General features: G+C 67.9%; 16 protein-coding genes. 10 read left to right on the top strand and 6 right to left on the bottom strand.

The annotated features are described in order from the left end of the window. Positions 1 to 25: 25 nt before the first annotated feature. Genes hpaE through ACFRJ8_RS17645 form a run of 3 tightly spaced genes read right to left on the bottom strand, consistent with a single transcriptional unit; the run spans position 26 to position 3,737 of the window. Complete coding sequence (gene hpaE / locus ACFRJ8_RS17655) at positions 26 to 1,552, bottom strand: 5-carboxymethyl-2-hydroxymuconate semialdehyde dehydrogenase (RefSeq protein ID WP_377987479.1); 1,527 nt, start codon at positions 1,550 to 1,552, stop codon at positions 26 to 28. Between the two features lie 9 nt (positions 1,553 to 1,561). Further along, on the bottom strand, positions 1,562 to 2,263 hold the full coding sequence (locus tag ACFRJ8_RS17650) for a GntR family transcriptional regulator (RefSeq protein WP_377987477.1): 702 nt from the start codon (positions 2,261 to 2,263) through the stop codon (positions 1,562 to 1,564). After that, complete coding sequence (locus ACFRJ8_RS17645; protein ID WP_377987476.1) at positions 2,256 to 3,737, bottom strand: fumarylacetoacetate hydrolase family protein; 1,482 nt, start codon at positions 3,735 to 3,737, stop codon at positions 2,256 to 2,258. Before ACFRJ8_RS17645 ends, ACFRJ8_RS17650 begins: the two co-directional genes overlap by 8 nt. Positions 3,738 to 3,987: 250 nt before the next feature. Between ACFRJ8_RS17645 and ACFRJ8_RS17640 the strand changes: the two genes are divergently transcribed. Further along, a complete protein-coding gene (locus tag ACFRJ8_RS17640; protein WP_377987475.1) occupies positions 3,988 to 5,916 on the top strand; it encodes an FAD-binding monooxygenase in 1,929 nt (642 codons plus the stop codon). Positions 5,917 to 6,433: 517 nt separating this feature from the next. Here the strand turns inward: ACFRJ8_RS17640 and ACFRJ8_RS17635 are convergent. Together ACFRJ8_RS17635 and ACFRJ8_RS17630 are read right to left on the bottom strand one after the other, a co-directional pair. Then, positions 6,434 to 7,204, bottom strand: coding sequence for a dienelactone hydrolase family protein (locus ACFRJ8_RS17635; RefSeq protein WP_377987474.1), 771 nt, complete (start codon positions 7,202 to 7,204; stop codon positions 6,434 to 6,436). A gap of 107 nt (positions 7,205 to 7,311) precedes the next feature. Next, a complete protein-coding gene (locus ACFRJ8_RS17630) occupies positions 7,312 to 7,488 on the bottom strand; it encodes a CsbD family protein (RefSeq protein ID WP_377987640.1) in 177 nt (58 codons plus the stop codon). Between the two features lie 112 nt (positions 7,489 to 7,600). Between ACFRJ8_RS17630 and ACFRJ8_RS17625 the strand changes: the two genes are divergently transcribed. The 6 genes from ACFRJ8_RS17625 to ACFRJ8_RS17600 all read left to right on the top strand — a co-directional run bounded on the left by ACFRJ8_RS17625 (position 7,601) and on the right by ACFRJ8_RS17600 (position 12,433). Beyond that, positions 7,601 to 8,074 (top strand): SRPBCC family protein, encoded by a 474-nt coding sequence (locus ACFRJ8_RS17625; protein ID WP_377987473.1) that lies wholly within the window; start codon positions 7,601 to 7,603, stop codon positions 8,072 to 8,074. Continuing rightward, complete coding sequence (locus tag ACFRJ8_RS17620; RefSeq protein ID WP_377987472.1) at positions 8,071 to 8,751, top strand: pentapeptide repeat-containing protein; 681 nt, start codon at positions 8,071 to 8,073, stop codon at positions 8,749 to 8,751. Before ACFRJ8_RS17625 ends, ACFRJ8_RS17620 begins: the two co-directional genes overlap by 4 nt. 109 nt (positions 8,752 to 8,860) lie before the next feature. Beyond that, positions 8,861 to 10,072 carry a thiolase family protein gene (locus tag ACFRJ8_RS17615; RefSeq protein ID WP_377987470.1) on the top strand — a complete coding sequence of 404 codons (1,212 nt, stop codon included), beginning with the start codon at positions 8,861 to 8,863 and terminating at the stop codon, positions 10,070 to 10,072. Beyond that, on the top strand, positions 10,072 to 10,887 hold the full coding sequence (locus ACFRJ8_RS17610) for an enoyl-CoA hydratase/isomerase family protein (RefSeq protein ID WP_377987468.1): 816 nt from the start codon (positions 10,072 to 10,074) through the stop codon (positions 10,885 to 10,887). Before ACFRJ8_RS17615 ends, ACFRJ8_RS17610 begins: the two co-directional genes overlap by 1 nt. A 2-nt stretch (positions 10,888 to 10,889) precedes the next feature. Continuing rightward, on the top strand, positions 10,890 to 11,777 hold the full coding sequence (locus ACFRJ8_RS17605; protein ID WP_377987466.1) for a 3-hydroxyacyl-CoA dehydrogenase family protein: 888 nt from the start codon (positions 10,890 to 10,892) through the stop codon (positions 11,775 to 11,777). A 32-nt stretch (positions 11,778 to 11,809) separates the two neighbouring features. Further along, positions 11,810 to 12,433: a GNAT family N-acetyltransferase gene (locus ACFRJ8_RS17600; protein ID WP_377987465.1), complete on the top strand. Its 624-nt coding sequence runs from the start codon at positions 11,810 to 11,812 to the stop codon at positions 12,431 to 12,433. On the opposite strand, the gene ACFRJ8_RS17595 is transcribed toward ACFRJ8_RS17600, so the two are convergent. Continuing rightward, a complete protein-coding gene (locus tag ACFRJ8_RS17595; protein WP_377987464.1) occupies positions 12,430 to 13,266 on the bottom strand; it encodes an SGNH/GDSL hydrolase family protein in 837 nt (278 codons plus the stop codon). The two genes, ACFRJ8_RS17600 and ACFRJ8_RS17595, sit on opposite strands and share 4 nt — an antisense overlap. 284 nt (positions 13,267 to 13,550) lie before the next feature. Between ACFRJ8_RS17595 and ACFRJ8_RS17590 the strand changes: the two genes are divergently transcribed. From ACFRJ8_RS17590 to ACFRJ8_RS17580, 3 genes are all read left to right on the top strand, one after another. Further along, positions 13,551 to 14,231, top strand: coding sequence for a tyrosine-protein phosphatase (locus tag ACFRJ8_RS17590; RefSeq protein WP_377987639.1), 681 nt, complete (start codon positions 13,551 to 13,553; stop codon positions 14,229 to 14,231). A gap of 266 nt (positions 14,232 to 14,497) precedes the next feature. Then, a complete protein-coding gene (locus ACFRJ8_RS17585; RefSeq protein ID WP_377987462.1) occupies positions 14,498 to 18,850 on the top strand; it encodes a beta strand repeat-containing protein in 4,353 nt (1,450 codons plus the stop codon). Between the two features lie 369 nt (positions 18,851 to 19,219). Next, positions 19,220 to 21,967, top strand: a complete 2,748-nt coding sequence (locus ACFRJ8_RS17580) for a S1 family peptidase (RefSeq protein ID WP_377987460.1) — start codon at positions 19,220 to 19,222, stop codon at positions 21,965 to 21,967. The last annotated feature ends 30 nt before the right edge of the window (positions 21,968 to 21,997 follow it).

Below are 21,997 nucleotides of genomic sequence, written 5' to 3'. Positions count from 1 at the left end.
GGTCTGGGTGGCGCCGGCAGGAGACTTAGGCGCCGAATTTAGGAGTATGTACGGTGCCGAGGGTGATGTGGACGGCCTGCTGGTCGGTGTAGAAGTCGATGGAGCGGTAGCCGCCCTCATGCCCCAGGCCGGAGGCCTTGACCCCGCCGAACGGGGTGCGCAGGTCGCGGACGTTGTGGCTGTTGAGCCAGACCATGCCCGCCTCGACGTTCTGGGAGAAGTTGTGCGCCCGGGTCAGGTTCTGGGTCCAGATGTAGGCCGCGAGGCCGTACTTGGTGTTGTTCGCCAGGGCGAGGGCTTCGTCGTCGGTATCGAACGGGGTGATGGCAACCACGGGTCCGAAGATCTCTTCCTGGAAGATCCGCGCGTCCGGGGCGACGTCGGCGAACACGGTCGGGGCGATGTAGTTGCTGTTGTTGAGCCCTGCGGGCAGATTCTCCGGGCGGCCGCCGCCGGCCAGCAGCCGGCCCTCGGACTTGCCGATCTCCACATAGGAGGCCACCTTGGCGTAGTGCTCCGGGTGGACCAGCGCGCCGACCTCGGTCTTGGGGTCGTGCGGGTCGCCCACCACGATGTTCTTGGCCCGGGCGGCGTACTTGTCGCAGAATTCCTCGTATACGGCGCGCTCCACCAGGATCCGGGAGCCGGCGGTGCAGCGCTCACCGTTGAGGGAGAAGACGCCGAACAGGGCGGAGTCGATCGCGGCGTCCAGGTCGGCGTCGGCGAACACGACACAGGGGGACTTGCCGCCAAGCTCCATGGACAGGCCCTTGAGGTTGGCCGCGGCGTTGCGGAAGATCGTCTGGCCCGTGGTGGTTTCACCGGTGAAGGAGATCAGCGGCACGTCAGGGTGCTTGACCAAGGCGTCGCCGGCTTCCTCGCCGAGGCCGTTGACCAGGTTGAACACGCCGTCGGGAAGGCCGGCGTCCTTGAAGATCGTCGCCCAGAGCGAGGCGGATAGGGGCGTGAATTCGGCCGGTTTCAGGACCACAGTGTTGCCGGTGGCGAGGGCCGGGGCAAGCTTCCAGGACTCCAGCATGAACGGCGTGTTCCAGGGCGTGATGAGGCCCGCGACGCCGATCGGCTTGCGGTTGACGTAGTTGATCTGGGCGCCGGGGACCTTCATGGCGTCGTCGAACTGGGCCACGATCAGGTCCGCGAAGAAACGGAAGTTCTCGGCCGCGCGCAGCGCCTGGCCCTTGGCCTGGGTGATGGGCAGACCGGTGTCGAAGGTTTCGAGCTCGGCCAGCCGCGCCTCCTGGGCTTCGACGGCGTCGGCGATCTTGTTCAGGACGCGGGCCCGCTCGCGGGGCTTCATCTTCGGCCACGGGCCGTTGACGAACGCGTCGCGGGCGGCGGCGACGGCGAGGTCGATGTCTTCCTTCTGGCCGGCGGCGGCGGTGGCGTAGTTCTGGTTGGACACCGGGTCCAGGACGTCGAAGGTTGCTCCGCCCACCGAATCAACGAATTCGCCGTTGATGTAGTGCTGGATGTGGGTGGGAAGATCCTGCGGAACGTAATGGGTTTTGGTTTCTGCGGCAGTGAACGTCATTGTTTTTCCTTACTGCTGTGTGGTCTGCGGGGTCGGGAGGTCGCTTGCCGCCGCCTGGGCGAGGTACGCGTCGAGGGTGGCGCTGCGGTGGCGGCGGGCAGCCTTTTCGATGTCATCCGGGCTGGCGCCGGACTCGATGAGCCGCAGCAGCGCCTCGTGCTCGTCCACGGATTCGTGGGCACGGCCGGGGACAAAGCGGAACGTCGACGAGCGCAGGGACGCCAACCGGTTCCAGCCCCGGTGGACGAGGTCCAGGATGTGCGGGTTGGGGCAGTGCTCGAACAGGACGCTGTGGAAGTCCTGGTTCAGCCGGGTGAACCGGACGGGGTCGAAGTGCTGCAGGCATTCGCGCATCTCGGCGTTGACGGCCCGGGCGCGGGCCACGTCCGCCTCGCCGATCAACGGAGCCGAGAGGGCCGTGGCGGCGCCTTCGACGATGCTGAGCGTCTGCATCGTGTAGAGGTACTCGGTCGGGTCGATGCCGGCCACGGTGGCGCCGATGTTGCGCTCGAACTTGACCAGGCCCTCGGCCTCGAGCCGCCGGATGGCTTCGCGGACCGGGACCACGCTGACGCCCAGGTCCTCGGCGATCTTGGCCAGCACCAGCCGGTAGCCGGGGGAGTAGGTGCCGTCCACGATCCGTGCCTTGACGGCCGCATAGGCCTGCTCGGATTTGCTGACTGTGGTGGCCGTGGCGGCGGTCTCAGTCATGGGCTTTGCCGGCTTCCCATTCCTGGTAGCGGGTCCGCCAGGCGGCGTTGAGCGGGTAGAGGCCGTCCACGCTGTGGCCCTGCTGCACCATTTCGGCGATGAAGGTTTCCTCGCGTTCCTGGGCGATGGAATCGTCCGCGAGCTCTTCGGCGAGGGCCGGCGGGATCACCAGGATGCCGTCGGCGTCGGCCACGATGATGTCCCCGGGCTGCACGGTGGTGCCGCCGCAAGCGATGGTGATGTCCGTGTCCCACGGGATGTGCCGGCGCCCCAGGACCGCGGGGTGCGGGTTGGCATAGTAGGTGGGCATGTCCATGGCGGCCACGGCCGAGAAGTCACGCACCCCGCCGTCGGTGATGATTGCCGCGGCGCCGCGGACCTGGGCGCGGAGGGCCAGGATGTCGCCGATGGTGCCGGTGCCCTTTTCGCCGCGGGCTTCCATGACGAGGATCTCGCCCTCGTTGACTGAATCGATGGCCTTCTTCTGGGCGTTGAAGCCGCCGCCGTGGCTCGTGAAAAGGTCCTCGCGGTTGGGGACGTAGCGCAGGGTCCGGGCCAGGCCCACGATCCGCTTCTCCGGCCGGGTCGAGGTCAGTCCGTCGATGCTGACGTTGTTCAGGCCGCGCTTGCGCAGCTGGGAGGACAGGGTGGCCGTGCAGACGCTTTCCAGCTTGGCCTTCAGCTCCGGGGACAGGACGGGAGCAGGCGCTGCGAGCCCGGCGGCTTCCCGCGAGCCGTACGCCTCCTCCCGCTGCACGTCATCGGTCTTGGGCCGGGCGCCAAAGTCCGCGAACGGCGTCGTGCCTTCCGCAACCCGGGTGACCAGCCGGCCGGTAGAAAGAGCGGTGGGTTCGCCGGCGCTGACTTCCACCTCGACGACGTCGCCCGGTTTGGCCACCGAGGCCCCGGCGGGGGTGCCGGTGAGGATGATGTCGCCCTCTTCGAGGGTGAGCAGCTGGGACAGATCGGCCACGAGCCTGGCGAACGGGAACAGGAGGTCCGCGGTGGTGTCGTCCTGGACCAGCTCGCCGTTGTGCCACGTGCGGATCCGCAGTTTTCCGGGGTCGACGGCGTCGGCCGCGATCAGGCCCGGCCCCACCGGCGTGAAGCCGTCGCCGCCCTTGGAGCGCAGGTTGGAGCCCTTGTCCGCGTAGCGGAGGTCGTAGACGCCGAGGTCGTTGCTGGCGGTGACCCACTCGACGTGGCTCCACGCGTCCTCGATGCCCACGCGGCGGGCGGGCTTGCCGATGATCAGGGCGATCTCGCCCTCGTAGCCGAGGAGTTCGCAGCCGGCCGGCCGCTCCACGGTTGAAGGAGCTGCTGCCGAACCAACTGCCAGGGACGACGACGGTTTCAGGAAGTAGGAAGGTTGCTCCGGCGTGCGGCCGCGCTGGGCTGCCCGGCTGGGGTAGTTGATATGCACCGCGATGACCTTGCGGGCCGCGGCCAGGAGGTGGTCGGTGACCTGTTCCAAGTGTTACTCCTCATCGAGTACGAAATCGTATACGAAAACTATGGGCCGGGAACGGGGGAACGTCAACCCCCTTTTCGGCAATTTCCACGGTGCTTGTAACCCGCGTCATATCTGCCGTACAGTTTTGGATTGAGAATCAGAATTCTATTATCGAACGTCACGTTCTATAATCGAACACCGATTTTTAGAACATGACGACGACAGTCCCGCCACACAAACGACCCGCCACACAACGAAGTGAGGAAAGCCCGTGCAGTTCCACCACCACGGTTACGTATCCGGTGACCCGCGAGTCCAGCCGGCCGCCGGCGTCGGCGTCGATCGGCCCATGCAGCTTCCTGACGAGGTGGACGTGCTCATTGTGGGCTCAGGGCCCGCGGGCATGCTCACCGCCGCGCAGCTCTCCCAGTTCCCGGGCGTCACCACGCGGATCGTGGAGCGCCGCGGCGGGAGGCTTGCGATCGGCCAGGCCGACGGCATCCAGGCCCGCAGTGTCGAGACCTTCCAGGCCTTCGGGTTCGCCGAGCGGATCATCGCCGAGGCGTACCGCATTACCGAGATGGCCTTCTGGAAGCCGGACCCCGCGGACCCCTCCCGCATTCACCGCAGCGCCCGCGCCGTCGACGACCCGGCCGGCATCAGCGAGTTTCCACACCTGATCGTCAACCAGGCCCGCGTCCTGGATTACTTCAGCGAGTTCATGGCGAACTCGCCGAGCCGCATGTCACCCGACTACGGCCTGGAGTTCCGCGGCCTCGAGGTCACCGGTGAAGGCGAGTACCCCGTCACCGTGACGCTCCTGCACACGGCCGGACCCGACGAGGGCCAGGAGCGCACAGTCCGCGCCAAGTACGTCGTCGGCGCGGACGGCGCGCGGAGCAAGGTGCGGGAGTCGATCGGCTGCACGCTCGCCGGCGACCAGGCCAACCACGCCTGGGGGGTCATGGACGTCCTTGCCGTCACGGACTTCCCCGACATCAGGCTGAAATGTGCCATCCAGTCCGGCCGGGGCGGCAGCATCCTGCTGATCCCGCGTGAAGGCGGCCACCTTTTCCGCATGTACGTCGACCTCGGCGAGGTGGACCCCAAGGACAAGGGCGCCGTCCGCAACACCACCATCGAGCAGATCATCGCCAAGGCGAACGAGATCTTGCACCCCTACACGCTCGACGTGCGCAACGTCGCCTGGCACAGCGTGTACGAGGTGGGCCACCGCCTCACCGACCGGTTCGACGACGTCCTGCCGGAGCAGCGGGGCACCCGCACCCCGCGCGTGTTCATCACCGGCGATGCCTGCCACACGCACAGCGCCAAGGCCGGCCAGGGCATGAACGTCTCCATGCAGGACGGTTTCAACCTGGGCTGGAAGCTTGGGCACGTGCTCGAGGGCCGGAGCCCTGAGAGCCTGCTGTCCACGTACTCGGCCGAGCGCCAGGTCATCGCGAAGAACCTCATCGACTTCGACAAGGAGTGGTCCACTCTGATGGCGAAGAAGCCGGAGGAGTTCGAGAATCCCTCCGAGCTTGAGGACTTCTACGTCAGCACCGCCGAATTCCCCGCAGGGTTTATGACCCAGTACGCCCCCTCCATGCTCATCGGCGGGCCGGCGCACCAGGACCTGGCCACCGGGTTCACCATCGGCAAGCGTTTCAAGTCCGCGCCGGTGGTGCGGGTCTGCGACACAAATCCGGTGCACCTTGGGCACCAGGCGAAGGCGGACGGGCGCTGGCGCATCTACGTCTTCGCGGACGCGGCAGCACCGCAGGCTGGACAGAGTACGGGCCAGCAGAGTGCGGGGTCGCCCGCCGCGGAGTTCGCCGACTGGATCGCGAACGCGCCGGACTCGCCCCTCGCCGCCACCCCCGAAGGTGCCGACCGCGATGCCTGGTTCGACGTGAAGGTGATCTACCAGCAGGACCACACGAACATCGACATTGGCGCCGTGCCGGCCGCGTTCAAGCCGCAGGTGGGCCCGTTCCAGCTCACCTACCTCGAGAACGTCTACGCCACGGATCCGACGGCGGATATCTTCGAGCTGCGCGGCATCGACCGCGGCGGCGCCGTGGTGGTGGTGCGGCCGGACCAGTACGTGGCCAATGTCCTGCCGCTGACGGCGACGCCGGAACTCGCCGAGTTCTTCGCACCCCTCCTGCGGACCGGGCAGCGCGAGGCGGTATGACCGGTGTGCGCTCGCTCTAGTCCACGTGAGCGAGCGAGCACGCGGGAACCTTCCGATGGCGCCGTGACGCTCCCGCCCAGTTGCTGGTGACCGCACCTCTACGTACCCGCGCAATCCCGGGGGTGTGTAGGGGTGAAGCGGGGCCCGGCATCGAGTAGCTGGGATAGAGCGTCGTCACGCGGGGAGCCGGGACGAACGCGGGCTAACCGCGGGCACGCGGGAACCTTCCGATGGCGCCGTGACGCTCCCGCCCAGTTGCTGCCGACCGCGCCTGAATGTGCCCGCGCAATCCCGGGGGTGTGTAGGGGTGAAGCGGGGTCCGGCATCGAGTAACTGGGATCGAGCGTCGTCACGCGGGGAGCCGGGACGAACGCGGACATCCCGACCACCCCCCCCGGTTCCGCTACGGAGAACGTCCCGTGACACGGCGATGGCCCGGCGCTACGCGTATACGGGCAGCGCCGGGCCGTTGGCGCAGCGCCAGCCCGCGAAGCCCACGGACGTCCGGCACGGGGGTTCAGGCCTTCAGGTGCTGGGCGAAGTGGTCCTCGATCCGATGCCAGGCTTCCGGGGCCGATTCCGGATCCGGACCGATCCCCATGACCCGGAAGAGCGGCCGCAGCGCCCTCGGCCCGGTCTCCACATCGTTGAGGAAGGCGTGCCCGGCGTGCGGGAATTCCTTGACGTCGTGGGCCACGCCCAAGCGGTCGAGCACGGACTCGAGTTTCGCGGCCCCGCCGCGCAGCGTGCGGTCCTTGCCGCCGAAGTTGGCCACGATCGGGCAGGCCCCGGCGAGGGCCTTCTCGGGGTTTTTGGGGAGCCGGCCGTAATTGACGGCGGCGGCGTCGAAGCCGTCATTGGCCAGGAGCAGGGCGAAGCCGCCGCCCATGCAGAATCCGATCACGCCGACCTTGCCCGTGGTCCGGCCGGATTCCCGCAGCCAGTCCCGGGCGGTGGCCAGATCGGTGAAGGCGCGGCCTTCGCCCGCCGCCAGCGCACGCATGGTGGCCACGAGGCAGCGACGGGCGCCGCCGTCGCTGTACAGGTCAACGGCCAGCGTCAGGTAACCGGCCGCCGCCATGCGGTTGGCGTGGCGTACGGTGATGTCGTCCAGGCCGAAGGCCTCATGGACCATCAGGACCGCCGGAAAAGGCCCCTCGCCCTCCGGTGACGCCAGGTAGCCGCGCAGTACCGGGGAGCCGCCGGCGGCAGCGCTGGCCCGGCTCAGGTCGACGTTGCTGAGATCCCGGCTGTCGGGCTGGCCGTGGTTTGCATCGGTCCGTGCCATGGTGTCCCCTTTGCTGGCTGTGTGGGGTCATTCTCGCAAACGGGCACAAAAAAGCGACGCCGGACATCCCCCAAAGGAAAATCCGGCGCCGCAAAAGTTTGGAAGGACTAGTCCTTTTTGAAGGTGTCCTTGACGTTTTCGCCGACCTTCTTTGCGTCGGCTACAACCTGGTCCTTCTGGCCCTCGGCGCGCAGCTGGTCATTGTCCGTGGCGTTTCCGGCCGCTTCCTTGGCCTTGCCGCCCAGGTTCTCCGCTTCGTTCTGAATCTTGTCTCCGACACCCATGGTGTTGGCCACCTTTCGTTTCCGGTTGAAATTCACTGTCCGATCACCCTAACACAAAGCATGCTTACTAATTCAGGGAGGTACCGCGCGGTGATCCGATAGGCTCGAGGTCATGGACCACAAGACCACTCTCACGCAGCACATCAAGGCTCCGGCGGACTCGGTCTGGAAGGTGGTGTCGGACATTCCTGGATCTGCCGCGACCCTGTCCGGCGTCGATTCGATCCAGATGCTCACCGACGGACCCTACGCCGCGGGCACCCGCTGGAAGGAAACCCGCACCATGCTGGGTCGCTCGGAAACGGTGGAGATGTGGGTTTCCCAGGCTGAGGCGCCGTCGGGTGGCCGGGGCGGCAGTACCACGGTGAAGGCTCTGCAGGGCGGCGCCGACTACACGTCCAGGTTTTCGCTGGCGGAGCGCGACGGCGGAACGGATCTCACGCTGACCTTCGGCGCCGAAGTCATCGAACCGACCCGGCTCAGCAGGATCATGCTCGCCGTGTTCGGTCCGCTGGGGATGCGCATCACCCGCAAGGCATTTGCGAAAGACCTGGCGGACATCGCCGCCAAAGCCGAGTCCCTGTGACAGTGCGGCGCGCTGCGGCGGACAAAGCTCCGAAGGTCACGGCTCCCCGCCTCGCGCCGGTCCGGCCGGGGGAGCTGCGGGACGATCCTGCCCCGGAGTTCCGGCGGGGTGTTCGGTACGACGGCGTCCGGTACAGCCGAGCGTCGGCAGACGGCCTGGACCTTGGCGCCACCGACTTTGCCGAATGCGAATTCACCGGAGTGTCCTTCAACGAGACGCAGCTGCGCGGCGCCACGTTCCGTGACTGCATCCTGACCGAGGTTTACGCTCCGGTGCTGACGGCGGCCCGGGCCAGCCTCCGGGATGTGGAGATAGGCAACCCCCGCTGGGGATCGGCGGAACTCTATGAAAGCGGCTGGCAGTCGGTGCGGATCGACGGCGGCAAACTCGACTATGTGAACCTGCGCGGGTCCAAGCTCACGGACGTGCAGATCAGCGACTGCATCATCAATGAACTGGACCTGGGCTCCTGCACCGCCACCCGCGTCGCCTTGAAGAACTGCACGATCGGGACCCTCGATTTCACCGGCGCCCGGCTTAAGGACTTCGACCTCCGGGGCACCGATTTCCGCACGATCAGCGGACTGGGCAGCGTGGCCGGCCTCGTGGTGGACGACTACCAGCTCACCCTGCTCGCCCCGTTGCTCGCGGCCCACCTGGGCGTCGTCGTCGCGTAATCCGGCGGCATCCGGTTGACCCCCTTGCCCCGCCGTGTAATCTTTATAGAACGAACGGTCGGTAATTTACTCTGCTGCCGGCCCCGCTTTCTTGGTGAAGGATGTTCTCATGGTCGAGGCTTTTCTTGTTGGCGGCGCCCGCACCCCCGTGGGCCGCTACGGCGGCGCCCTCTCCGCAGTCCGCCCCGATGACCTGGCCGCCCTGGTGGTTCGCGAGGCAGTGTCACGAGCCGGCGTCGATCCGGACACCATCGACGAGGTCATCCTCGGCAACGCGAACGGTGCCGGCGAAGAGAACCGCAACGTGGCCCGCATGGCCACCCTCCTTGCCGGGCTGCCCCTCCACATCTCCGGGATCACAGTGAACCGGCTCTGCGCCTCCGGGCTCAGCGCCATCATCATGGCCAGCCACATGGTCAAGTCCGGCGCCGCGGACATCGTGATCGCCGGCGGCGTTGAATCCATGAGCCGGGCCCCCTGGGTCCAGGAAAAACCCCGGACCGCTTTCGCCAAGCCGGGCGAAATCTTCGATACCTCCATCGGCTGGCGTTTCGTCAACCCGCAGTTCACCAAGGGCGAGCTCTCCCGGGACGGCAAGATGACCTACTCCATGCCCGAGACGGCGGAAGAAGTGGGGCGGGTTGACGGCATTTCGCGGGAGGACGCCGACGCCTTCGCCGTCCGCTCCCACGAACGGGCCCTGGCCGCCATAGCCGCCGGCCGCTTCGCCGAGGAAATCGTCCCCGTGACCGTCAAGTCCCGCAAGGGCGAGACCGTGGTGGACACCGATGAGGGGCCCCGCGCCGGAACCACCATGGACGTCCTCGCCGGGCTCCGGCCGGTAGTCAAGGGCGGCTCGATCGTCACGGCAGGCAACTCCTCCACCCTCAACGACGGCGCCTCCGCCATCATCGTGGCCTCGGAAGCCGCCATCCAGAGGCTTGGCCTCACCCCGCGCGCCCGCATCATCGACGGCGCCTCTGCCGGCTGCGAGCCCGAAATCATGGGCATCGGCCCGGTCCCGGCCACCCAGAAGGTGCTCGCCCGGTCCGGGCTCGGCGTCGGCGACCTCGGCGCCGTCGAACTGAACGAGGCGTTCGCCACCCAGTCCCTGGCCAGCATGCGCCGGCTCGGCCTCGACCCGGAGATTGTGAACCGCGACGGCGGCGCGATCTCCCTGGGGCACCCGCTGGGGTCGTCCGGTTCCCGGATCGCCATCACGCTGTTGGGGCGGATGGAACGCGAAAACGCGAAGATCGGCCTCGCCACCATGTGTATCGGCGTCGGCCAGGGCACGGCCATGCTGCTGGAGCGCGTGTAGTGGCGGCCCCGGCGACGGCCCTCGAAGCGGAGCGCTTCAGCACGCTCCTGGTCGAAGAGCGCGACGACCGCGTGGTGGTGGTGCTCAACCGCCCCGAGGTCCGCAACGCGATCGACCAGCAGATGGTCGACGAACTCCACGCCGTCTGCGCCCATCTCGAGCAGCACCCGAAAGTCCTCATCATCGCCGGCACCGACGGGGTCTTCGCCTCCGGTGCCGACATCGGGCAGCTGCGCGAACGGCGCCGCGACGATGCCCTGCAGGGCATCAACTCCACCATTTTCGTCCGGATCGCCAAGCTGCCGATGCCCGTCATCGCAGCCGTGGACGGCTTCTGCCTCGGCGGGGGCGCCGAACTGGCCTACGCCGCCGACTTCCGGATCGGCACCCCGTCCGTCCGGATCGGCAATCCCGAAACCGGCCTCGGCATCCTGGCCGCCGCCGGTGCCAGCTGGCGCCTGAAGGAACTCGTGGGGGAACCCGTCGCCAAGGAAATGCTGCTGGCCGGCGCCGTGCTGCGCGCAGAACGTGCCCTGGCCGTCAATCTCATCACCGAAATCCATGAACCGTCCGGGCTGATGGACGCCGCCCACCGGCTCGCCGACAGGATCGCCACGCAGGACCCGCTGGCCGTCCGGATCACCAAGTCCGTGTTCCACGCCCCGGCCGAGGCGCATCCCCTCATTGACCAACTGGCGCAGGGGATCCTCTTCGAGTCCCAGGCCAAGTTCGACCGCATGCAGGCTTTTCTGGACAAGAAATCAGCGAAGACATCAGAGAAAACGTCAGCCAACGAATCCGGGAAGCAGAAATAGACATGGGCAACTCCGCACTCCCCGCCAACCTTCCCGACAGTAATTTTCCCCACTTCGTGGGAGTGCTCGGCGGCGGCCGCATGGGCGCCGGCATCGCCCACGCCTTCCTGATCAAGGGAGCCAACGTCGTGGTGGTCGAGCGCGACGAGGCTTCGGCCGAGGCCGCCCGGGAGCGGGTCGAGTCCGCCGCTGCCAAGAGCATTGAGCGCGGCGCGGTGGACGGCAACCTGGACGAGATGGCTTCCCGGCTCGCGGTCACGGTGGACTATGACGACTTCGCCGGCCGGCAACTGGTGGTCGAGGCCGTTCCGGAAGACTGGGATCTGAAGGTCACCGCGCTGCGCGGCATCGAGGAACGGCTCGCCGACGGCGCCTACCTCGCGTCAAACACGTCGTCGCTGTCCGTCAATGGGTTGGCCCGTGAGCTGAAGCGGCCACAGAACTTCCTGGGCCTGCACTTCTTCAACCCGGTCCCGGCGTCGACGCTCATCGAGGTGGTCCTCGGCGAGCAGACTTCCGACGCGCTGGCCCGGGCCGCCCGCGGCTGGGTCGAGGCGCTGGGCAAGACCGCCGTCGTGGTCAACGACGCGCCGGGCTTCGCCTCCTCCCGGCTTGGCGTCGCGATCGCCCTCGAAGCGATGCGCATGGTGGAAGAGGGCGTGGCCAGCCCTGAAGACATCGACAACGCCATGGTCCTGGGCTACAAGCACCCCACGGGCCCGCTGCGGACCACCGACATCGTGGGCCTCGATGTGCGCCTCGGCATCGCGGAGTACCTGCAGTCCACGCTGGGGGATCGGTTCGCTCCGCCGCAGATCCTGCGGGACAAGGTTGCCCGCGGGGAACTGGGCCGCAAGTCCGGCAAGGGCTTTTTCGACTGGACCAAGTGACCGGCGCTTGGCCGTGCCCCTAGGATGGTGCGGTGACTTCCCTGGACCGTCCCGCGATCGCCCCCATCACCCTGACCGGCAAATACGTCGTCCTTGAGCCGCTGAGCCCGGACCACCACGACGGGCTTGTCGAGGCGGCCCGCGACGGCGAACTGTGGCAGCTCTGGTACACCAGTGTGCCCGCGCCGGAACACATGGCGGCCGAGATAGAGCGCCGCCTGGCCCTGCAGGACAGCGGCGACATGCTGCCCTTCACCGCCCGGCTGCTGGACCCCGCTACGGGCGGGCCGGGACGGGTGATCGGCATGACCACGTACATGAACATCGACGCCGCCACGCCCCGGGTGGAGATCGGCTCCACCTGGAACGCGGCGTCGGCACACGGCAGCGGAAGCAACCCGGACTCCAAGTTGCTCCTGCTGCGGCACGCCTTCGAGACGCTCGGCTGCCCCGCCGTCGAGTTCCGCACGCACTGGCTCAACCACCAGTCCCGCGAGGCGATTGCGCGGCTGGGCGCAAAGCAGGACGGTGTGCTCCGCAGCCACACCCGCAGCGCTGACGGCGCGCTGCGGGACACTGTTGTGTTTTCCATCCTGGAACACGAGTGGCCGATGGTCCGGAACGCCCTTGAATCCAGGCTGGCTAAGCGGCGTTAACGTGCCGAGTAGGCCTTGGCCCGGTTGAGCGATGCGAAGTACGCCTCGTACCCCTTGGCATTCGGGTGGAAGTTGTCGGGACTGGTCGGGGCCGAGAGGTCGAGATTGACCCACGGAGCTGCAGAATTAATGCCGTGACCGGCGAAGGCGGCCCTGACGTCGACGTACTCTGCTCCGGTAGCCCAGGCGGCTGCGGCGATGGACCCGTTCAGGCCGTCAGCCAGTTGCGTGGCCTTATTGATGAACAGCGACATCGGATCCTTCTGGTCCGGGGCGACCGGATCGTAGAGGTAGGGGTAGCCCGTCACCACAACCTTGGCGTTGGGCGCGGCGGCCTTCACGCTCCTAATCATCGCGACCACGTCACCGGCCAGTTTCTTGCTGGCGATCTCGCCCGCCGCGTAGGCGGTGGCAGCCTCGCACTGCGGTCCCGCGGCGGGGTTGACCATGGCGGCGGCGCAGGACGTGAAGATGGCCCCCACCCGGAGGTTGTTGCCGCCTGCAGTGATGGTGACGAGCTCCGTGCTCTTGTTCAGTTTCCTTAGCTGGGTGTTCACGACATCCTGGGTCGTCTTGCCGCTGCAGGCCGCGTTGGTGACCAGCTTGATGGCTTTCGACTCGGCCGCGAGCTCGGAATAGGTGTTCTCGCTGCGGTAACAATCATCCAGGTACGGCCCCGCTCCCTGCCCGGCGGCGTAGGAGTCTCCCAGCGCGATGTACTTGGTCTTGTCCACCGCCTGCGCCGGCACCGCCGCCAAACCGACTGCCATTGCCAGGGTGGCGATACCGGCCGCCAGAGACGTCCGCCGACGTCGAAGTTTCAGAGATCCCATGGTGTTCCCCTCAGTAGCACGCTGGTTTCAGCGCCCGTGCCGTGAAAACGTGCCGCGAAGGGGTGTCAGTCCCGGCCGCAGGCGAGCTGAAAAGAGCCCGGAGGCTGCCGGGTTCATCGCCACCCTATGCCGAAGCCCGGACCCACACCATACCGATCTTCCCGTTGTGCAGATCTTTCCTGAAGTCCACCGTGGATCGGTGCCGGTGCGTGTGCTTAGCTTTCAGGATGACAATTCCCGCCGGGCGATCAGAGCACGCCAAGGCGACGGCGGTGCCCGGGGCGATGGAGTGGGACGGGGCCGTCAACGCGTGGCATGTGGCCGGGGACGTGTTCCGGATGGGACGCCGGGAGTGGCTCACCGAGGCCGGCTGGCGGCAGGCACACCGCCGTGGCATCCGGACCGTCATCGACCTCCGCAACGAAGCCGAAATCCGGCGTCGGGAGACCGACCCGCCGGTGGGGGCGGCTGCCCTGGCCGGCTTCGACGTCGTGCTGGCCCCCACCGAGGACCCGGGCAACAGCGAATTCCGCCAGCTCTGTGTGCCCTACTTGAACGACCCTGCCTGCTACGCCGACAACGCCAGGTTGTTCCCGCACCTGCTGACCCGTGTCTTCAGGGCGGTGGCCGCGGCGGAGGGCGGGGTGGTCATCCATTGCTCCGCCGGGCGGGACCGGAGCGGCATGATCGCGGCCATGCTCCAGGACCTCGCCGGCCACAGCGACGAGGCCATTGTGCACGGCTACCAGCGCTCCATGCGGGGCATCAACGAGCACCACCGGCACGCGGCTGTCCCGCACCCCCACGAGCGCTTTCTGCCCGAGGACGTCTTGATGCCCCTGCTGGAAGCCCGGGGCAAAAGCCTGCTGGAATTTGTCCGGTCCCTGAACACCGCGGACTACCTGTGTCGCCACGGTGTGACCTCCGCCGAGCTTGCTGCCATCCTGGCAAAGCTCGGCAGGTAGGGTGACGCGCAGCAGGGTCCCTGGGGGACAACCGCGGCGCGGCCATTGACTCCAGGCACTTCGGAGAAGTGCCGTTGACCGCAATCCAAGCCACTCTGCTGACCGGTCAAAAGTAGACGTCGGCCAAGGGCCCCCCGCACCTCAAGGTTTGGGCAGGAATTTCGCAGGGTACAGCCGATAGTTCTGGACGCACACCGTGGGACGCCCACGCAAGAGTTGGGTCTCCGCGATTTGGGGATCTCCCTACTGAGCAAGGGGAAAGCATCGTGTCAATCAGAACACCCCGTCCCGGCCGCACGCCTCAAACCGTCCACAACAACCGTGAACATCCGGTCGGCAGGCTGCGCTGGATGGCGTCTCTCTCCGCGGGCGCCCTGCTGGCTGCCGCGTTGGCCCCGCTGGCGATGCTGCCGGCTCAGGCCGCTGTGGCTGGCGTGAGCCCGGTAGACGCGCAGAACGGCTTCCCGACGTGGTACTCGGATGGCACTGTCAAGCTGCAGTTGTGCTACGTGGCTGGGTCCGGCTGCCTTTCCGAGCCGCCGAACCCCGGAGCCCCGGCGGCGTATCCGGATAACTTTCCCGAGGAGGCGTTCTGGTTTCAGGCTGCTGCGGAGGGTGGCACGCTCCTTTACGAGGCGGCCCTTGAGGCGGCGCACGTGAACGGAGTGGTCACCCCGGGGGAGCAAATGGGTTTCGCCCGGCTGCGCTTCATCATGGACGGCCTCGTGCCAGGAGCTACCTACACGTTCCGGCATCCCTACGGCGTTAATACCTTCACAGCCGATCCGCCGGGCGGGAAGAGGCCGGGCGTCATTAAGCAGACTATCGACGCCGGCCTCTGCACCCCCTCGCCCCGCAATCCCTGCGACTGGGCGGGTGTCGGGGAAGCATTCCTTGGGAATTACCAGGCCGGAACCACCGCCAGCTTCCTTCGGCAGATCGGGGCTCCGGCGGGAACGATTGGTGACATTAACACCGCGGGCCCGGTCACCGGCGCTCCGTCCGGCCTCAATGCAGTAATCGTGGAGGGACCCAACGCGGGAGGCCCCGGCGTCAACACGTTGCGGATCGACAATTTCACCGTTCAGGGCCTGATCTACGACGGACCGGACGCTGCCCCCTCCACCCCTGATTTGGCGGCCGCCAGCGACAGCGGACGGTCCAACTCGGACAACACCACTAACAACACCACGCCCACCTTCACCGGTACCGTCCCGGGGGTCGGTGCGTCGGAGGCGACGGTCGAGATCGTCCTGGACGGCGCCGCGACTCCCGCCGTAACAACCACCACAGTCAACGGCGCCTACTCGGTGCCTCTGGACGCCGCACTGGCGCCAGGATCACATCGAGTGCAGGCGCGGACGCTCAACCCGGCCTACACCGTTGACCCTGAGACCGGACTTCCCACCGACCCAGCCGTACCGCAGTACCTGACATCCGGCATTCTCTCCTTCACGGTCGATACGACGGCGCCAACGACGTCCATCATTGCCCCGTTCCCGTCCAACCCGTCTGCGGACACTACTCCGACCGTGACGTACCGGAGCGATGATCCAGCGGCCTCGCATGAGTGCCAGTTGCTGCCCAGCAACAGCTCGTGGGATCCCACCTGCGTGTCACCCAAGTCCTATGACGCGCAACTCAACGGCGACTACACGTTCAATGTGAGGGCAACCGACGCCGCAGGCAACGTCGGGGCGCCAGCAACGTTCTCCTGGCGAATCGGAGAGCCGGACACTGTAGCGCCGACACTGACCGGGCAGTCCCCGGCGTCGAACGCAACAGAAGTCCCGGCGCTGAACACCGTGACTGCCACGTTCTCCGAGTCCGTGAGCGGCGTGAACGGTACGTCCTTCGTCCTGCTGGACGCGAACGGCGCCGTCGTTCCGGCCACCGTGACGTATGACACCACTGCCCGAAGGGCAACCCTCGATCCGACAGATCCGCTGGCAAGCAGCACGAGGTACACGGCGTCGCTGAAGAACACCATCACCGATCCCGCGGGCAACGCATACGCCGGCGCCAACTGGGCCTTCAACACGGCGGATACCGTCGTCCCGACGGTGTCAACGCCGACACTCGCGGAAGCAACGGCCATCGCAACAGGCGCGAACATCACGGCCACGTTCAGCGAGGCCGTCCAGGCCGTGAGTGACACGACGTTCACGCTCGCAGACGCCGCCGGAAACGCGGTTGCCGGTGCGGTCACCTACAATCCGCTCACCCGGGTAGCGACGCTGGACCCGACGGCGGACCTGGCCGCGGGAACCACCTACACCGCCACCCTGGCCGGCGGCGCGGCGGCCATCAGGGACACGGCGAACAACCCCCTGGCTACCACCAGCTGGACGTTGACCACGGCCGCCGATACAGCGGCGCCCACGCTCTCCACCCGAACCCCAGCAGTGGGCGCGACAGCCGTCGCCACAGGCACGAATGTCATGGCCACCTTCAGCGAAGCCGTCCAGGCCGTGAGCGGAACGACGTTCACGCTCGCAGACGCCGCCGGAAACGCTGTTCCCGGTGCGGTCACCTACAATCCGCTCACCCGGGTAGCGACGCTGGACCCGACGGCGGACCTGGCGGCGGGAACCAAGTACACGGCCACCCTGACCGGCGGCGCGGCCGCCATTCGAGATGCGGCGAACAACGCCCTGGCTACCACCAGCTGGACGTTCACCACCGCGGCACCGGCCGACACGGCGGTACCCACGGTGTCGACGCGGACGCCGGCAGCGGCCGCAACGGCGGTTGCCGTGGGCACGAATGTCATGGCCACCTTCAGCGAGGCTGTCCAGGCTGTGAGCGGAACGACGTTCACGCTGCGGACCGGAACGGCCACCGGAACCGGGACCGCTGTCGCTGGCGGGGTCATCTACAATCCGCTCACCCGGGTAGCGACGTTGGATCCGACGGCGGACCTGGCCGCGGGAACCACCTACACGGCCACCCTGACCGGCAGCGCGACCGCCATCAGGGACACGGCGAACAACCCCCTGGCTACCACCAGTTGGACGTTCACCACCGCGGCACCGGCGGACACGGCGGTACCCACGGTGTCCGCCCGCAGTGCAGTACCGAACGCCACGGCAGTCAGCCAGGCGGCCGATGTCACGGCGACCTTCAGTGAAGCGGTCACCGGTGTCAGCGGGACGACGTTCACACTGCGGAACGCGGCCGGAACGGCTGTTGCCGGAACCGTTGCCTACAACGCCACGACGCGGGTCGCTACCTTGAACCCGACGGCGAACCTCGTCTCTGACACCCGCTACACCGCAACCCTGACCGGCGGCGCGACCGCCATCAGGGATGCGGCAAATAACGCACTGGCCTCGACCACCTGGACCTTCACCACCGGCCCAGCCCCGACGGTGACGGCCCGCAGCGCTGCGGCGAATGCCACCGGAGTAAATGCCGCGGTGGATGTCACCGCGACCTTCAGTGAAGCCGTGACCGGTGTCAGCGGGACGACGTTCACACTGCGGAACGCGGCCGGGACGGCAGTTGCCGGAACCGTTGCCTACAACGCCACGACGCGGGTCGCTACGTTGAACCCGACGGCGAACCTCCTCTCTGACACCCGCTACACCGCAACCCTGACCGGCGGCGCGACCGCCATCAGGGATGCGGCAAATAACGCACTGGCCTCGACCGCCTGGTCCTTCACGACCGGTCCGGCTCCGACGGTGACGTCCCGCAGCGCTGCGGCGAATGCCACCGGTGTAAATGCCGCGGCCGATGTCACCGCGACCTTCAGTGAAGCGGTGACCGGTGTCAGCGGGACGACGTTCACTCTGCGGAACGCGGCCGGGACGGCTGTTGCCGGAACCGTTGCCTACAACGCCACGACGCGGGTCGCTACGTTGAACCCGACGGCGAACCTCGTCTCGGACACCCGCTACACCGCCACCCTGACCGGCGGCGCGACCGCCATCAGGGACGTGGGCGGCAATACGCTGGCCTCGACCACCTGGTCCTTCACCACCGGCCCAGCCCCGACGGTGACGGCCCGCAGCGCTGCGGCGAATGCCACCGGAGTAAATGCCGCGGTGGATGTCACCGCGACGTTCAGTGAGGCCGTGACCGGTGTCAGCGGGACGACGTTCACTCTGCGGAACGCGGCCGGGACGGCAGTTGCGGGAACCGTTGCCTACAACGCCACGACGCGGGTCGCTACCTTGAACCCGACGGCGAACCTCGTCTCGGACACCCGCTACACCGCCACCTTGACCGGCGGCGCGACCGCCATCAGGGATGCGGCAAATAACGCACTGGCCTCGACCACCTGGTCCTTCACCACCGGCCCAGCCCCGACGGTAACGGCACGCAATATTGTTCCGAACGCTGTGGCTGTCAGCCGGACGGCCAACGTCACGGCAACCTTTAGCGAAGCGGTCGCCGGTACCAGCACCACGACCGTCACGTTGAGGAACGCCACGACCAACGCCTTGATCCCGGCAGTCGTGTCATACAACCCCCTCACTCGGGTGGTGACCCTCAATCCGAGCGCGACGCTGGCGGCCAACACACGCTTTATAGCCGGGCTGACCACCGGCATCGCCGACGCCGGGGGAAACCCCATCCCGGCTACGACCTGGAGCTTCACCACCGGCCCGTGAAATAGCGGGAACGGGACGCTCTGTCGGCGGCCCCAGGATGGTCTTTACCGGCCATCCGGGGGCCGCTGGCATGCTGGCACGGGAGCGGGGTCCAAGCTGCCGCTCCTGCCGGGGAACGGGGAGGCCCGACTCCGCCCACCAACGCAAGGCTGTTCCGCATCAGAGCCACCAGTGGTTCTCGGGGTCCCGCATCCGCGCGAGCGCCTGTTTGCCGGAGGAAGAGTGCCCGCTCCGCTGCTCGAAACGCGGCTGAAAAGGCTGCTGCGCTTCGCCCGCCACGCGAAGACAGGAGATTTCAGACGCCACAATGGCATAGCGGACCGGGTGATGACTGCCATTCTGGCCAAATTGGGACGCTAGAGTAACCGGGTGAAGACTCCGAGGTATCAGCTGACAGTGCGGGCGGTGGCGGCTGCCGGCATCGCGCTTGCGGGATCGTTCTACTCCGTTCCTGCTTTCGCCGACGCCCGGGGAACGGAACCCGCGCCAACAGTATCGCCATTGGCCGCGTCGGCAAGCGCGAGCCCGGCGGCCCCGGTTGATACGACGACAACGACTGCGGCGGCTGGCGAGACGGCAGCGGCTCCGATCAGCGACGCCGGCCTCGCCGGGGCCGTGCAGCGGGACCTTGGCATGACCCTGGCGGAATTTAACGCCGCCGGTGCACTGGCCCGCCGCGCGGCCGACGCCGCGCCCTCCCTGCGGGTCCTGCCCGGCTACGTGGGGATCAGCCTCGCCGGCGGCAAGATCGCCGTTGAAGGCGGCGGCCCCGAGCTCCTGGCCCGCGTGGCCGAACTGAACCAGACCGGGCCGGCCACCTTCGTGGTTGCGGCACCCAAAACCGCCGCCATTGCACCCTCGTCCGCGGAGCTTCTGGCCTCCAGTACCCAGCAACTGTTCGAGGCCTACGTCCGCGAGGTCGGGGCCGCCGGGCTGCAGGCCGTCACCTACACCGACGGCCACTTCGTCATCCGTACCGGCGGCACCAACACGGCGCAGTCCGCTCCCGCCGCGGGCGCCGCTGTTGCGTCCGACGGCGATATGGCCTCCGGCGCCGCTCCCGCTTCGGGTTTGGAACCGCAGCCGGCGCCAGCGCCGGGCGCGGAGCCGAAGATGTACGCGGCGGATTTCGTGGCCCGCTACGCCAATGTGGCGTTGGAACAAGGATCGTGGATCTCGACGGAAGAGGATTTCTTCGGCGGCCAGGGATACGTCGTTGACGGCCACTCCGTGTGCTCGGCCGGGTTCGGAGCCTTCAGCCCCGCGGGCAAACCCCTTGTCCTGACGGCCGGACACTGTGCCGCCGACGGCGCCGCGAAGCAGGCCTTGATCGAGATTCCGGCAGGAGCGCCGGCGGCCGGGGCTGCCGGTACGGGCGCGGCAGCCGGGACCCTGGGGACGTTCGGATTCAGCCAGTTCGGGGGTCCGGGCAATTCCGTGGTGGCTACGGACGGCACCAACGTCGGTACGGACATCGCTGTCCTCCAAGGCATCAGGAGCGGCTTGGACCTCCAGCCCGCCGTCACGCGCTGGGACAACCCCGCCGATCCGGGGCCGACGTCCGTGAAGATCGTCGGCACAGTGGCCCCGTTCCAGGGCCAGCCCGTGTGCCGCTCCGGCCGGAGCCTGGGTTGGTCGTGCGGGACCGTGGACTCGGTGGGCACCTGGGTGATCGCCGGACCGAACTCCCTGCCACCGAACTACGACAACGATCTCCGGGCACTGAACGGCTTCGACTCCAGCACCGTCAAGTCCCGCCCCGGAGACTCCGGCGGCCCGTGGATCAGCGGGAACTTCGCCGTCGGCATGCACACCGGGGCCGAAAGCGAGGGCGGTGTCCAGACCCGGGCCATCGCAACCACCCTCGAGGACGCAGCTGGCAGGGTCCCCGGCGGTGTCCAGCTGCAGCTGTTCCTGACCAAGCCAACGCTCACCGCGGCCGCCAACGGAACCGTCGCAGCAGGGGAGCCAATCAGCGGGCATGTGGGGGCCGGCGCGGCCACCGTGGTGGCGGCGAAATCCAAGGTCCGCATCACCGTTGGGACGCAAAAACTCGAAGTGCCGGTGGACGCTACCGGGAACTGGACGTTCCGGGCCCCGCTACCGAGCGGGCAGCTGGCCTTCTCAGCAGAGACCGTGAACGGCTTCAGCCATTCTGGACCGGCGTCCTTTACGGCTACCGTCGCCCCAGCCCCACTTCCGGCGCCCGGATTGACGACGCCGACAGGTACCGCCCTGCCTGCCCTGAACAGCGTCGCCGGCACCGGCATGCCCGGCGCGACCGTGGTGCTGTCGGGCGATGTCGACGGTTCGGGCAAGGTCGGTCTGGACGGCCGCTGGAGCATCAACGTGGCAGATCAGCCGGTCTTCGGGAAGGTCTCGGTCACGGCGGTGCTCACGTCTCCCGGAGAGGCGGACGGCCCCTCCGCGACCAGCACTTATGTCGTCGCTCCGCCTGCGCCGGCGGTGTCGAGCATTCGGGACGGCAAACACCTCCGCCTGGACGCTTTGCCCACGGACATCTCCGGCACCGCCGTTGATGGTGCCGATGTGCGGGTTGCCGTGGACGGGGTGACTGTTGGATCCATGCAGGCCGAAGCCGGCGGGGCAGGAGCCGAGGCGGCGCTTCAGCCCCGGATGACGCGGAACTCCGCCGGCGACGCCCGGTGGAGCGTCCCGTTCCCTGCGGGACTGGCGGCCGGAGCGCACACGCTGTCGGTCACGCAGTCCGTTGATGCAATCGCCTCGCGCCCGGCCAAGGTAACCTTCGTCATCGACCCCCCTGCCGTTTCCGGCGAGACCCCGGCCGAACCGCCTGCCGCCCAGCCGCCTGCCGCCCAGCCGCCGGCCGCCCAGCCGCCTGCTGCCGAGCCGCCTGCTGCCGAGCCGCCGGGAGTGCCCGCGCAACCGGCCAAACCCGCCGGAGCTCCCGTCCCGCCGTCGGACACCTCCATAATTGTGGGCGGCACAGCACCGGACGGAAATTCGCCAGGCGACGCAGGCCTGCTGGCCAGCACGGGCGCCGGTGGGCTCCTGCCCGCCGCCGGTCTGGGCGCCGCGGCCCTGCTGCTCGGGGCCGCCTTCGTGGCGTTCGGCCGGCTTCGGGCGGTACGTTAGCCGGCGCCTCCGGGCCCGGGTTCGCCCGCG

Source organism: Arthrobacter sp. NPDC056886 (assembly GCF_042788715.1).
Classification (GTDB): domain Bacteria; phylum Actinomycetota; class Actinomycetes; order Actinomycetales; family Micrococcaceae; genus Arthrobacter.
Note: the sequence above shows the minus strand (reverse complement) of the source record. Positions and strands in the feature narration are given on the sequence as shown.

Excerpts from the sequence above, each read along its gene's own strand:
- ACFRJ8_RS17605 (WP_377987466.1), top strand. The coding sequence starts at position 10,890 with ATGGGCAACTCCGCACTCCCCGCCAACCTTCCCGACAGTAATTTTCCC.
- ACFRJ8_RS17635 (WP_377987474.1), bottom strand. The coding sequence starts at position 7,204 with ATGGCACGGACCGATGCAAACCACGGCCAGCCCGACAGCCGGGATCTC.
- ACFRJ8_RS17590 (WP_377987639.1), top strand. The coding sequence starts at position 13,551 with ATGGAGTGGGACGGGGCCGTCAACGCGTGGCATGTGGCCGGGGACGTG.
- ACFRJ8_RS17625 (WP_377987473.1), top strand. The coding sequence starts at position 7,601 with ATGGACCACAAGACCACTCTCACGCAGCACATCAAGGCTCCGGCGGAC.
- ACFRJ8_RS17650 (WP_377987477.1), bottom strand. The coding sequence starts at position 2,263 with ATGACTGAGACCGCCGCCACGGCCACCACAGTCAGCAAATCCGAGCAG.
- ACFRJ8_RS17595 (WP_377987464.1), bottom strand. The coding sequence starts at position 13,266 with ATGGGATCTCTGAAACTTCGACGTCGGCGGACGTCTCTGGCGGCCGGT.
- ACFRJ8_RS17615 (WP_377987470.1), top strand. The coding sequence starts at position 8,861 with ATGGTCGAGGCTTTTCTTGTTGGCGGCGCCCGCACCCCCGTGGGCCGC.
- hpaE (WP_377987479.1), bottom strand. The coding sequence starts at position 1,552 with ATGACGTTCACTGCCGCAGAAACCAAAACCCATTACGTTCCGCAGGAT.
- ACFRJ8_RS17630 (WP_377987640.1), bottom strand. The coding sequence starts at position 7,488 with ATGGGTGTCGGAGACAAGATTCAGAACGAAGCGGAGAACCTGGGCGGC.